General features: G+C 42.1%; 8 protein-coding genes. All 8 read right to left on the bottom strand.

The features are described 5' to 3' along the window. Window positions 1–8: 8 nt before the first annotated feature. Window positions 9–2,330, bottom strand: a complete 2,322-nt coding sequence (locus EAG18_RS12540) for an MMPL family transporter (RefSeq protein ID WP_125252725.1) — start codon at window positions 2,328–2,330, stop codon at window positions 9–11. After that, window positions 2,330–3,334, bottom strand: coding sequence for a YCF48-related protein (locus tag EAG18_RS12535; RefSeq protein ID WP_275557290.1), 1,005 nt, complete (start codon window positions 3,332–3,334; stop codon window positions 2,330–2,332). The genes EAG18_RS12540 and EAG18_RS12535 overlap by 1 nt, the downstream gene beginning before the upstream one ends. 76 nt (window positions 3,335–3,410) lie before the next feature. Continuing rightward, on the bottom strand, window positions 3,411–4,778 hold the full coding sequence (locus tag EAG18_RS12530) for a DUF1329 domain-containing protein (RefSeq protein WP_125252724.1): 1,368 nt from the start codon (window positions 4,776–4,778) through the stop codon (window positions 3,411–3,413). Between the two features lie 11 nt (window positions 4,779–4,789). Continuing rightward, a complete protein-coding gene (locus EAG18_RS12525; RefSeq protein ID WP_125252723.1) occupies window positions 4,790–6,889 on the bottom strand; it encodes a DUF1302 domain-containing protein in 2,100 nt (699 codons plus the stop codon). Between the two features lie 249 nt (window positions 6,890–7,138). Beyond that, a complete protein-coding gene (locus EAG18_RS12520) occupies window positions 7,139–7,360 on the bottom strand; it encodes a DUF2835 domain-containing protein (RefSeq protein WP_125252722.1) in 222 nt (73 codons plus the stop codon). Beyond that, on the bottom strand, window positions 7,361–9,946 hold the full coding sequence (gene pepN, locus EAG18_RS12515; protein ID WP_125252721.1) for an aminopeptidase N: 2,586 nt from the start codon (window positions 9,944–9,946) through the stop codon (window positions 7,361–7,363). Between the two features lie 155 nt (window positions 9,947–10,101). Next, a complete protein-coding gene (gene nhaC / locus EAG18_RS12510; protein ID WP_125252720.1) occupies window positions 10,102–11,565 on the bottom strand; it encodes a Na+/H+ antiporter NhaC in 1,464 nt (487 codons plus the stop codon). 499 nt (window positions 11,566–12,064) lie between these two features. Beyond that, a complete protein-coding gene (gene prc, locus EAG18_RS12505; RefSeq protein ID WP_125252719.1) occupies window positions 12,065–14,095 on the bottom strand; it encodes a carboxy terminal-processing peptidase in 2,031 nt (676 codons plus the stop codon). Window position 14,096: the final 1 nt, after the last annotated feature.

The following is a 14,096-nucleotide window of genomic DNA, read 5'->3' as shown; positions in this document are numbered from 1 at the left end:
TATTCACATTATTTTTTCTGGTCAGACCAGAGAAGCGTTCCAATTGCCGGTAAAAGCAACACAGCACCCAGCATATTAACCAAGAACATAAAGGTTAATAAGATACCCATATCAACCTGGAACTTAAGCGCAGAGAAGATCCATGTACTTACCCCGATAGCAAGTGTTATACCCGTAAACAGTACAGCACTACCGCGCTCGGCTAACGCATTACGATAAGCCGCAGACAATGGCATACCTTGCTTAAGCTGTCCCATCATAGAGGATAGGATATAAATGCCGTAATCGACACCTATTCCCACACCAAGAGCAATCACAGGTAGTGTTGACACTGTTAGTCCTATCTCTAATTGCACCATCAGCGCTTGCGCAAGTGTTGATACAATGTACAGTGGCAGCACAACCGCGATGGTCGCTCGCACGCTTCTAAAGCTTACCAAGCACAATAAGATCACAGCACCATAAACATAGATCATCATAGGTACCTGTGCTTGTGACACCGACTCGTTCGTCGCGGCCATCACCCCGATGGGGCCTGATGCTAATTTAAACGCAACATCATCCGTGCCCTCTTCTTGAGCAAAAGTTTTGATCTGAGTAATAACGTGATCTATCGACTCGGCCTTGTGGTCTTCCATAAAAATAATTATAGGCATCACTGAGCAATCGCCGTTTAAAAGCCCTGAGCTAGTCTCAACACGAGAAGTCGCCTGTACTAAGGAAGCACTATTTCTTGGTAATGTCTGCCACTTCAAATTACCCTCGTTGTACCCTGCATTCACAGCTTGAGCTACAGAGCTCAAAGAGACCGCTGATTGCACACTAGGGAGGTTTTCGATGCGCCATTGAAAACGGMTAATACGTGCCATCGTATCGTGATCAGTACATGCTGCGGGAAATGCTTCGACTATCACTTTAAGGATGTCTGACGAAATTGCATAGCGGTCTGATATTAAGAAGGTATCTTGATTATATCTGGCATCTTCGTGTAAGGCTGGTGCGCCAGCATGCAAATCTCCAATACGCATTTTATCGGATTGCCAATATCCAAACGCAAACAGTAATGCACTGATGAGTAAAATCACACGTGCTACTTTTTTGTCTGTTGTCTTAACAAGGGTCTCTCGTATTGACTCGAACACATCGTGACTCGTACTCTTACCGTCTCCAATTCGTTTGATATTCGCTGATTCGAAAAAAGACGCCATAACAGGCAGTAATACTAAGTTAGTAAAGATAATCACCGCTACACCTAAGCTTGCTGTAATGGCTAGCTCACGAATAATACCTATATCTATCGCAAGTAAGGTTAAAAAGCCCACCGTATCTGATAACAGCGCAATACCACCTGGGATCAACAACGCTTTAAAGCTTGCTTCTGCCGCAACTTTGCTTGATACGCCTTCAGACACCTTTTTGCCGATAGCATTGATCATTTGCACGCCATGGCTCACACCGATAGCAAATACCAAAAACGGTACCAAAATAGACATGGGGTCAACACCAAAGCCTAGTGTGCTTAATAAACCCATCTGCCAAATAACCGCGATAAATGAACACGCTATCGGCAATAAAGTTAGCTTAAAGCTTTTACAAAACATCCAAACCATGATGAACGTAAATGCGATGGCAAGTGCAAAAAATAACACCACACCTTTTGCGCCATCGGCAATATCTCCGGCCATTTTCGCAAAGCCAATAATGTGAATGCTAACTTTATCAGTACTCAGTGGTGCTCTGATTTCTGACTCTAGTTTTTGTGCAAATGCCAACGTATCTAGCTTTTCTTGTGTTTGTGGATCAATTTCCATTAACTGTGCTGTGACCATGGCACATGAATAGTCGCTGGCTACCATCCGGCCAACTACCTTAGCTTTTTCAATATTTTGCTTTACAACGCTAAGGCCTTTTTCAGTTGGTTGAAAATTGGCCGGAATGATAGGTCCGCCAGCAAAGCCATCTTCAACAACTTCAACAAAGCGCGCGCTGGGTGCAAAGATAGAGTTTACTAACGGGCGGTTTACCCCAGGAATAAAGTAGAGTTGGTCATGAACCGCTTTTAGCTGGGTAAAAAACGGTTCATTAAAAATATCGCCGTCTCTATCACACACCGAAATCAGAATACTATTTGCACCACCAAATTGCTTCTCGTGCTCTAGGTAGACTTTCATATAGTCATGATTCAATGGAATATTTTTATTAAATGACGCATCTAACTGAATTTGGGTTGCCTTATACCCCAAAAATAACGTGGTCAAAATAAAAAATGTGACAACGGTAATGCGATGCCTAAAGATGACATAAACTAACTGATTTAAAAATGCTTGCATTAGTTACCCACCTCTATTTCAGCAATCCCCTGTTCAGTCGCAAGGACTAAGCTCTTGTTTTTAAGCACGCCAGATAAAATTGAGTGGCCATTTTTTAATTGCTTTGAAGTGACTTCACCATTTTTAATACTAAAAATGACACCGCTGTTGGCGAGCATATAAGTCGTTGAATCATCGACAATAATATTGTTAATTGTGGCTGTTTTATCTGTTTTTAATTGTTGAACTTGCTGCCCACTACCGATAAACGCGTTGCCACGAAGCCCCGCTACGACGAAGTGATTGTCTTTGGTTTCGTTGATAGAAAAAAAAGAACCTCGATAAAATGAGTCAAACTTTTGCCATGTTTTGCCCAGATCTTCACTTTGAGCAACCAAGCCCATTTCTCCTGCAAGGTACATGTTATCGTCCGTGATAAGTAAGCGATTAAAGTGCGGTAGAATAAATGCAGTTTCTTGTTCATACCCAGCCGGATCTTGTTCTTTTAAGTCATTTAGGTATTCAACATCATCGGGATGAACAAACTCGCTAATAAACCGCTTATTCCAAGATTCTCCACCATCAAACGTTTCAAAAAACATCCCATAAGCACCTACTGCAAAACCGTGCTGCTGGTTAACAAATTCAATGTCTAGACAAGGCTTCTCGAGCTGTGGCAAATACTGCTTCACTGTCCACGTTTTGCCGCCGTCTGTGGTTTTTAAAATACTGGCATCATGGCCACAGGCCCAACCTGTATCATTACCTTTAAATGTCACTGCAGTTAGTAAGGATTGAACTGGCACTGATGCCTGTGTCCATTTTTGCTCTGCCTTTTTATATATAATTGTGCCATGTTTACCCACTGCGACTAATGCTTTACCTGTGTCGGTAATATCTGTAAATAGTGTCTGTTCTGGGTGTGCGACCATTAAGGCTGACTGCGGTGCAATCTGATCGCTGCTTTCGGCCACAGCTAAATGCGCCATAGTTAATATCGAGGCTGCTACTACTTTCTTAATCATGAGAAAACACTCGAGTTGTGAGAGGAAAGGAGGAAGAAGGCTGAAGCAAGATAGCTCCAGCCTGATGTTTCACTAATTAACGACGACCCTCACGGCGCAAAGCACCCTGAGTAAATTCGTTATCATTGAAAGATTGACTGAAGTCATACATGTCTTCTTCATTATCTAAACCAATCGCAAGATAACGACGAGAGTTCAGATCGTAATAAACATCTAACGTACTCCAGTGTGTAGGCACTTCATAATAGTTCAGACCATGTGCCATCGCTACTCGATACATCTGATCACGATTATCGTATATATCAGCTACGTGGATTTGCCAGCTATCCTCATCAATATAAAACACGCGTTTTTTGTAAATATGACGAGTGCCTTCTTTTAGGTTAGCTTCAACTACCCACACGCGGTGCTTTTCATAACGAACATGTTCTGGGTTAATATGACCTGCCATCAGAATGTCTTCGTACTTCAATTTATCGCTATGTAGCTTGTAACTGTTATACGGAATATACATTTCTTTTTTGCCTACTAGCTTCCAATCGTAGCGATTTGGTGAGCCGTTAAACATGTCAAAATCATCTGTTGTACGTAAGCTGTCTGACGCAGTTCCAGGTGCGTCATAGGCAACGTTTGGCGCACGTCTAACACGACGCTGGCCGGTGTTGTATGTCCAGGCTTGACGAGGAGTCAAAATTTGGTCCATGGTTTCATGCACCAATAAAGCCGTACCAGCTAGACGCGCAGGTTCGGTTACACGCTGCTTGAACTTAAATAGAATATTTGACTCTTGCAACGCTTCAGGTGTTGCATCCGTCGCTGAATACTTCACCAATAACTGTTCATCGAAACCAATAATATTGTAATCGCCAGACTCTGTTGGCATTGCCTGACCACCATAACGGGCAATAGACAAACCACGGAAGCGCAATAGGTGGTTCCAAATTGCTTCTAAGCCGTTTTTAGGCACAGGAAATGGGATACCAACAGCGGTATTCTTGATCCCGTTACCCCCTTCAATTAGTTCAGCTGTTGTCGCATACTTTTTCGTTGCATCGTAAACAAACTGAGGATAAGACGCGCTTCGTCTCGTAGGGTAGATATTCATTTTGAACGTATCTGGGTACGTTTCAAATAGTGCAATCTGACCTGGACTCAATAACGATTTGTATTTATCGAGGTTCGATTTGTCGATTGTAAATAGCACCTTGTCATCGGCAAATGGATCTGGGTGGTGCATTCCCACCTCATAACCTGCTGGTGGCGCAGTAATACCACCATTCCACGCTGGAATGCTACCATCAGCATTCCCTGCCTTCTCCGCACCGATTGGTGTTAAATCTTTTCCTAAACGTGCAACTTCATCTGGGCTCATTTTAGCCATTGCACTACTTGCAGACATCATTGTAATTATTGTTGCTGCGATAAATGTAGGTTTTCTAAACATAACGAAAGCCCTTAAATTGAATACTTAATATTGAATGAGACAAAGTCACGATCTGCGAAGGTATTTGTTTTACCACCACCCCAGAAGGTGTTGTAGCCAAAATCAAATGACCAAGTGTTCAGGTAGTTAAAGTTTAGGTTAATCCCAAGTGATTTACGATCTTCAACAAATAAGAACATTGGATCCGGTGTTATACCGTTCACATCATGCGAAAACACAACTTTTGGTGAGAAGTTAACGCCACTAAATAAGTTGTTATATTCCCCTTTAGCAATCAGTCGATAGCCCCATGCTGATGCAGATGGGAATGGATTTGTTTCAGGTCCATTAGAAACCGCCTGATGTATTAACCCATACTCTCGACCCGATACACCTTCAATTACTCCGCTTCGACCAGTACCGGCCACGTTCAAACGAAGTTCATCATACTCTGGCATATCTTTGATTGTTACGGCACCGACTTCACCGACAACAGCCCAGCTGTCAGCCCCTAAAGACGGGCCAAACAAATGTGTTGCTGTCAACTGTGCTTGGATGGTGTCTCGTAATATATAACCTTGCGCAATTTCTCCAGGGTTTACGAAGGCAATATCATCACCTTGGCTTAACTGTGAGAAACCTTCAAAGTCTTCTCTTATCCCTGCTGCTGCAAGTTGTTCAACCATACCTGCATACAATAACTCAACATCATCAATTTGGAGAGGCTCATCTTCTCGGTATGCAATTTCACCAGATAGCGCAGTTTCACCAAGCGCCGTATTAAAGCTCAAACCATAAAGTTTGATGTCTTCAGGGTATGTGATCTTTGCCTGCGTGAACGCATTTAGATTTGTGATGTTGTCTTCTGTAATAGGATTATTTCTAATGTAATCCAGATCAGCAGCTAGCGCGGCACCAGTAAAGTTAGATGCCTTACCTGAAATAAGCGGTCTACGGCTATGGTAGTTAATGTAATATAGCGCAAATTCAGTATCATTAAGCTCAGGCGAGAATATGCCTAAACGTAGTCCATATTGACCACCATCATCAGGCTCGCTGATACCACTTGCACCCTTTCCTTTAAGCGCTACTCTCGTTGGATATGCCATGTACATCGCAGCGGCTGTCTGACCTATTGTTTCGGCAGTTGGCACAACCCCTTGTGCAACAAGTGAAGCTGTTGCGTCGGCGTATAAGCTATTAAGTGCATCGGTCAAGTGATATAAATCAATATCAGGGTTTGAAGTAAAACCAAGCTGAACGTTTTGCATGTAGCCGTTTTCAGAAGCAAAGTCATTAGTTGAGAAGTAGCTGCCGGTAGCTGGTAGTCTTGTTTCGTGCCATTGATACTGATAGAAGCCTTCAAGGTTTACGTTTTCAGATAAGCCAATTGACGCCCAAAGCATGCCAACAGGGATAAAAGCTTCTTTGACTTCTGAACCTGGTGCTTTGAGTCTATCGATATCCACCGGGTTAACATTGATACCATGTGATATCAGTGTACTCTCACCCCAGTTTACTACCTGCTGACCTAAACGTACCGATAGTGGGTTTTTACCGTCATTCAGGTCAAAATCAGCCCAGATAAAGGCATCAAGTAAACGAAAGTCTGAACAAACTTGTTCTCTTGTATTATCATCTTCACACGGATCTACTTTCTTACCAGACACTGGATTGGCATATGCAAAGTCTCCGTCTTCCATCGCAAAATCATAGAAGTACATAAAGCGTGTAAATAAACCAAAGTTGTCTTTGGTTATTGCGAGATCGTGCGTCCCTTTCAATAATTGTGAGAAGGTATCGCCTGAATCAAAATTCAGATTACCAGCATCACCATTATTTGAATAGGCGCCCTGTTGCGACCATATTTGAGACGAAGAGTAGATCGTATTGCCAGTCGTTGCTTTATAACCATCCCAATTAAACTGAGGATGATTACTCTTACCGATGAAGTCAAAATTACGGTCTTCTACACGAATACTTTGACCATAAGAGAACGTTGAGTCGAAAGTGATATCAAACTCACCAACTTCAAAACTAGCAGCTTGTACTGATGTCGCGGCAGCTCCCATGATTGCCGCACTAAGACCGAGCATGATTTTGTTTTTCACAAAGAGCGATCTTTTTATCATTATTTCTCCCCCTTTTGGCGGGTCTTGTCTAGAGCTTAAGCTCTTAGAGTTATTGTTTTTTGTTGTCTAAACGATAGAAGCGAAAGCGAGAAAATACAAATACTACGCCATTAAATCAACGCTTTTTCGCCTCTAGGGGCGCATTTTACTCTTGGTAAGACGTCCTACCAGATAATTTATAACACGTATTTCAAGCTTATAACAAACTCATTTAACAAAAATAAAATATGTTTTTCAGTTTGGCTGATACTAAGTAACTTTTTCTAACGACAGAAACTTGTTGCTATCATCCAAAATTAAGCGGAATCTGCCTCTGATCCCAATCGATGAAATAAATGGACGAATACGCTCAGCGGGAAAGCGTATCGTCTTCCCGCCATCTTCGATCACTTGTACTGAAGTATAATGTCCATGGTAATAACCAAGGCACTTGTCATAACTCAATTCCATGTAAAAGAAGTACTCTTTCATTTACTGCGCCAACGCCTTTTCTACTTTTTCATATAAATCATCACTTAGCCCTTCTAGGCTCGCCAAACGTTCCAACTGTGTTCTCATCAGCTTCTGACGCGTCTCATCATAGCGTCGCCAAGACATAAACGGCGTGATCATGCGGGAAGCATTTTGTGGGTTGATGCCATTTAGCTCGATTAGAAGGTCGCCAAGTAGCTCGTAACCTTTGCCGTCAATTCGATGGAATTGAGCCGGATTACTGCGAGTGAAGCTACCAATGAGTGCTCGTACTCGATTTGGATTGCCTTTTTCAAAACATGGGTGGTCATAAAGTGCATTTATTTTCGTTATCACTTCATCATTTGGCAAACTTGCGTGTAGTGCCAGCCATTTATCCATTACCAACGCGTCGTGACGCCACTGACTGTCAAACTCGCTGAATAAGGCTTCCATCTTCTCGTGCTCAGCTGATACCACAGCTTTGAGAGATGCAAGTTTAGTGGTCATATTATCTGACGCAAATTGTGTTCTCAGCGCATCTTCAACGAGTGTCGAATCAGTTTTTACCAAGTAGTATAAGGCTTTATTTTTAAATGCCCGAACGGCCACATCCTGCGCATCTAAAGAACCTGACTCGGTTGATGAAGTATAAGCGAGTTCCAAGTCTTGCTGTAGTGCCTGAGCAATCTGTGACTCAAATGCCTTAGATACGTTCACTAACGCGTCTACTGGAATTGTCGTAAACTGACTCGCAAGCGTATCAAAAGTAGGTAAACTTAATAACTCTGCAAGCAGTGCAAGATCTCCTTCTAGGTGCTTAACCAATGAAGATAAGGCATCGAGTACTTTACTGTCTAAGCTATAGTCACCAGAATCAATCGCAGCTTTGACGGCGATCATAAATATCTGCTGCATCGCTTCCCAGCGAGCATAGTCGCTTCGTGCAAAACGCAAAATATGTAGCAATTCATCAGTGGAATAATTGTATTCCATAATTACCGGTGCAGAGAAATCTTCTAATAGTACAGGTACAGGTTTTGTTGCCACTTGCTCAAATTCAAAGCGTTGTTCAAACTCAGTAATATCGAGTGCTCTTTGAATTTCACCCTTTTGCGTCAATAACGGAATGCTCAGCCCTTGCTCATCAAGCAATTCCAATTTGAATGGAATATGTAACGGCGCTTTTATCGGATCGCTATCTGCATGGCGCTGTGTGACTGTCATTGTATAGCGCTGTGCAGCACTATCGTATTCTGTCACTACATTTAGTCTAGGCGTTCCATGTTGCTCATACCACAGCTTGAACTGCGTTAAATTAACGCCAGAGGCATCCATCATAGCATTGACAAAATCATCACAGGTCACGGCTTGACCATCATGTCGGGTAATGTAAAGCTGCATCCCTTTTTGGAAGTTCTCTTCACCGAGCAAAGTATGCATCATGCGGATCACCTCGGCCCCTTTATTGTATACAGTCACTGTATAGAAATTATTCATTTCTATTACTTTTTCAGGCCTGATTGGATGGGCCATTGGGCCAGAGTCTTCAGCAAATTGATGAGTTCTCATCGCCATTACCGCGTCTATCCGATTTAACCCTCGAGACCCCAGATCGCTACTAAATTCTTGATCTCTAAATACAGTAAGCCCCTCTTTTAAGCTCAACTGAAACCAGTCTCGGCAGGTAATGCGATTACCAGTCCAGTTATGGAAGTACTCATGGCCAACAATTGATTCAATAGTGTGAAAATCTCGGTCTGTTGCAGTTTCTTGGCTTGCAAGTACACAAGCACTATTGAAAACATTGAGGCCTTTGTTTTCCATTGCCCCCATGTTGAAGAAATCTACTGCCACTATCATATAAATATCTAGATCATATTCTAACCCAAAACGCAGCTCATCCCATGCCATTGCTTTTTTCAATGAAGTCATAGCATGTGGTGCTTTGTGTAAATTACCCTTATCTACAAATAGCGCTAATTTAACTTCCCGCCCAGACTTGGTTTGATAAGTATCTTCTAAAACATCAAAGCTGCCTGCAACCAAAGCAAATAGATAGCTGGGTTTTTTATATGGGTCATGCCACTTGGCAAAATGTCTGCCATCTTCAAGCGTGCCCTCTTCCACTTTATTGCCATTCGACAACAAAAATGGATACTTAGTTTCTGCGATAATAGTCACAGTGTAAGTGGTAAGTACGTCGGGTCTGTCCATAAAGTAGGTGATCTTACGAAAGCCCTCAGCTTCGCATTGTGTGCAATAAGCACCATCAGATAAATATAACCCCTCAAGAGAAGTATTAGTCTGCGGAGATATGTGAGTCACAATGGTGAGTTCAAATTCAGCTGGCAGCTCATTCAATATAAGCTTAGCCTCTGTTTGCTCACGAGTGTGCCACTCTTTACCGTTTACTTGACAGGATTGCAGTTCTAAATCAACCCCATCCAATACTAGCTGTGATGCGCCAGCAGCTGCACGAAATTTACTAACAGCAGTCACTATGGTATTTCGTGGACTTAACTCAAAGGTCAAAGACAACTCATCGACTTGATGGCTAGGTGCAATATAGTCCTTACGATATTTAGCTTGTGGTTTTTGAGTCATAGATATTCCTTACAAAAACGCCCCAAATTGGGGCGTGTGATTAAATAAATTCATTTACGCCCATCTTCAATCATTGTAGGCGATTTTCGCTTTTGGATCTGAGCTACCGTCGATTGTCATCAGTAACCTTGTAGCTTCTTTTCAAATCTCAGCACTTACTTTGATCCTTCAACCTTCATCTCTGGTGGCGTAATTTTCAAAATTTTAATACCAAGATACGCATAGATAACCGCTAATAATGGGTTAATCAAATTAAAAAACGCATACATGGCATAATCAAATGGATTGATCAGAAGTACGCTCTGCATGTAGGCACCACAGGTATTCCATGGAATAAGTGGACTGGTAATGGTACCGCCATCCTCTAACGTGCGAGAAAGATTGACACTTTTTAAGCCTCGCTTTTTATATTCTTCTTTGAACATTCGTCCTGGAACAACTATCGCTATGTATTGATCGGCAGCAACCAAGTTTGTGCCAACACAGGTAGCTATTGTTGACGCAATAAGTGAGCCCGTACTCTTCGCTATTTTTAAAATACTGCGTACAAATACATCCAAGAGACCCGTTTTTTCCATTATCGCGCCAAACATCAGTGCAGTCATCACTAACCAAGTTGTGGTAAGCATTGAGGACATTCCACCACCGCTGAGCAAATCATCCATTTTTGCATCGCCAGTTTGTAGGGCAAAACCATCAAAAAAGGTTGCCCATACGAGTTTAATATAGCCAACTAATTCACCTTGGCTGCGATCAATTTGACTCGCAATTAACTCTCCTTGAAACAAAACAGCCCAAACAGCGCCGATCACAGCGCCAATCGAAATAGCGGGAAAGGCTGGCATTTTTCTAATCGCAAGTCCCAGAAGCACTAATAGTGGAACTAGCATGAAAATATTTATATTAAAGTTGCTTTGTAATATAGAAACGATCTCATCTATGCGTCCGGCCTCGCTATTTACCTCAGCGTTGAAGCCCATAAAGATAAAAATAATAAGTGCGATGACAAAGCTTGGGACTGTCGTCCACAGCATATGTTGAATATGATCAAACAAATCGCTTCCAGCTACTGCTGGAGCGAGATTAGTCGTTTCAGATAACGGGCTCAGTTTGTCACCAAAGTATGCTCCGGATATAACAGCGCCCGCCGTGACCACCTGGTCTAGCCCTAAACCTGTCGCAACACCAAGCAGTGCAACACCAATAGTGGCAGCAGTTGTCCATGAGCTACCGATACTCATCGCGACCACACCACAGATCAAGCAGCTCGCGGCATAGAACCAGCTTGGATTAATAACCTGCAAACCGTAATAGATTAGCGTCGGAACAGTTCCGGATAGTAACCACGTGCCGATTAAGGCACCAACCATCAACAGAATGATAATTGCACCAAGGGAAATCGTGATCCCCTTGATCATCGCTTCTTCCAAAGTTTTCCAAGTGTAGCCATTTTTCAAGCCAATTAATGCAGCTGTGAAAGTAGCAAATAACAATGCTATTTGGTTAGGACCCGACGAAGAACTATCACCATACAGGTATACGGCGGCCCCCAGTAAACTGACAAGCAGCGTAATCGGGATAAGCGCGTCGACAAATGACGGCTGTTTTTGTTGTTTCAAAAGGAATACTCCTATGCACGACGACTCATGCTTATAATTATTTTATTTGTAGTATACCGTTTTGAGCCGTTTTGAATATCCTTGTATGATGTGGACAAACCACATTTAACATTCAAAAAGCCTCAAAAAAGTATTAGCCCAAAAAATTTCGCAGATCATAGCAAAATTTGTAAAATAAAAGTAATACCAATTTCACTAATAAATACCAATTATCTTAATTAAGTGGTCTATTTTGAGGTGAGAAACCTTGTCGATAACTCTGTTACCACGTCCTGCTATCGCTAAGGTACCTACATCCATATAGGCAAGGCAAAAATTTTGCTATTTAGTTGATCTAAATAAGAAATTTTAGTGCTGTTAGCGTCAGATTTACTCCTTCAAATTGAGTAAGTATTAAGTCAAATTGGTATTAGGCACCAATAGCTGGCATTAATTATCCGCAGCTCAAGTTAGATAGGATGAGACAAAGATAAAAGGCGCTTGAAGCGCCTTTTATCAGTTACGAGCCTTGTTTGGCTATTCGACCATACGATATGAGATCTTGTGTGATCAGTGCTGCCTCTTCTAGATAGGGATCTAGCTCAGATATGACTTCAGGTGCATCGTCTAAATCTTCGATGGGTTCCAAACCAAGTCGTTTCAAGCGCTCATTTGTACGTTTCAGTACGAGCGCATCTCGCTCTTCACGCTCTTTAATTCTCTCGGCTTCAACCAGAGATATAGATTTATCGTCTTTACGTGCCTTGTATTGTTCAATATCTTGATAGACATAAGTGAACTCAGGCTCTTTTTGAACTCGCTCGTCATGGCGCTTACTTAAATATTGGATCATAGAAGATAAATTATCCAAACTTGAGTACTTGGCCCTAACGATGCTATCCCAAGGTAATGCGTTATCTTCCTGACTTTCCCCCCAATCTTCAGGATTAACAGCTGAAGGCAATAAAATGTCTGGAATGACGCCTTTGTGCTGCGTACTACCACCATCAATACGATAAAACTTAGCAATGGTATAAGTTACGCTTCCCAAAGGATTTTCAAATAAATCGTAATTCTTACCCAGCCCACGATGTTGCTGAACCGTACCCTTACCAAAGGTTTGCTCACCAATCACAACGGCACGGCCATAATCTTGCATCGCAGCGGCGAAAATTTCAGATGCTGATGCGCTATAACGATCAACAAGTACAGTTAAGGGGCCATCGTAAAATGTAATGCCATCTCTATCTTGTTGGCTTTCAACTCGATTATATGCTGTGTGGATCTGAACAACAGGGCCTTGGTCGATAAAGAGACCTGATAGCTGTGTCGCCTCATACAAAGAACCACCACCATTTTGTCGTAAATCGACGATCACACCGTCAACTTTTGCTTCTTTTAATTTGGCAAGTTCAGTTTTTACATCTTGAGAAAGGTTGTTGTAAAAACTTGGAATTTCAATAACTCCAATTTTGCTCTGCAGATCAGAGTACTTAGCTTCAAATACCTCTGACTTTACAGCGCGGTCTTCAAGTTTTACTTTGTCTCGGACAATCTCAACCACTTTTGGTGTACCGTGGCTATCAGCTCCTTTCAAGTACTGTAAACGTACTGTAGTGCCTTTTGGTCCTTTAATGAGATCGACAACGTCATCTAAACGCCAGCCAATCACATCTACAAATTCTTTTTCACCTTGCGCGACACCGATAATTTTATCTTCTGGTTTCAGCTTTTCAGTTTTATCTGCAGGCCCACCAGGCACTAAGCTACGGATAACTGTATAGTCTTCATCATAACTCAATACCGCCCCGATGCCTTCAAGCTCAAGATCCATGTCCATCTTAAATTGCTCGGCTCTTCGAGGGGACAGGTAAGAGGTATGTGCTTCGATGCTACGTGCAAAAGCGTTCATAATGACTTGAAACGCATCTTCACTGTTAGTTTGGACCAAGCGCTTTTGTGCATTTTTGTATCGCTTGGTGAGTATTTCTTTAATTTCTTCCCAGTTTTTACCAGTCAGTTTCAATCTCAGCGCATCTGATTTAACACGCTGGCGCCAATACTCATCAAGCTCAACCATTGAATTTGCGTAGTTATCGTCTTCTCTATCAAAGATGAACTCGTCTTTTTTCTCAAAGTCCATTTCTTTTTCGAGGAGACCTATTGCAAAATCATAACGTTCAAAACGTCGCTTCATACTCAAATTGAACATGTCATAGGCAAATTCGAGTTTGCCTGAAATCAATGCGTCGTCAAAGCGCTTTCTGTATTGCTGAAAGCTTTCGATATCCGACTGCAACAGCAAGGATTTATTAAAATCGATTGCTTCTACATAGCGGTCGAATATCTTATCAGACAACGCATCATTAAAGCTGAAGCGTTTATAGTGTTGTCGAGTAAATAAGTTGGTCACTCGCTTACTAGCCGTTGTATGCTGCGCTTCAGGTTTAAGAACCGGCAAGTCTTTAATGGTGACTGTGCTTGTCGAGGCTAAAGAAACACTCGATACGAACGCGGCGACTAGGGAAATGAGTGGTAACTTTTTACTCATA

The sequence above is a fragment of the Pseudoalteromonas sp. J010 genome (assembly GCF_003934235.1).
Lineage (GTDB): Bacteria > Pseudomonadota > Gammaproteobacteria > Enterobacterales > Alteromonadaceae > Pseudoalteromonas > Pseudoalteromonas peptidolytica.
The sequence above is the reverse complement of the archived record's forward strand: the minus strand, read 5'-3'. Positions and strand labels throughout refer to the sequence as shown.

Bases quoted from the DNA above. Each gene is read 5' to 3' on its own strand.
- EAG18_RS12535 (WP_275557290.1), bottom strand. From the start codon at position 3,334: ATGATTAAGAAAGTAGTAGCAGCCTCGATATTAACTATGGCGCATTTA.
- EAG18_RS12530 (WP_125252724.1), bottom strand. From the start codon at position 4,778: ATGTTTAGAAAACCTACATTTATCGCAGCAACAATAATTACAATGATG.
- EAG18_RS12525 (WP_125252723.1), bottom strand. From the start codon at position 6,889: ATGATAAAAAGATCGCTCTTTGTGAAAAACAAAATCATGCTCGGTCTT.
- EAG18_RS12520 (WP_125252722.1), bottom strand. From the start codon at position 7,360: ATGAAAGAGTACTTCTTTTACATGGAATTGAGTTATGACAAGTGCCTT.
- pepN (WP_125252721.1), bottom strand. From the start codon at position 9,946: ATGACTCAAAAACCACAAGCTAAATATCGTAAGGACTATATTGCACCT.
- prc (WP_125252719.1), bottom strand. From the start codon at position 14,095: ATGAGTAAAAAGTTACCACTCATTTCCCTAGTCGCCGCGTTCGTATCG.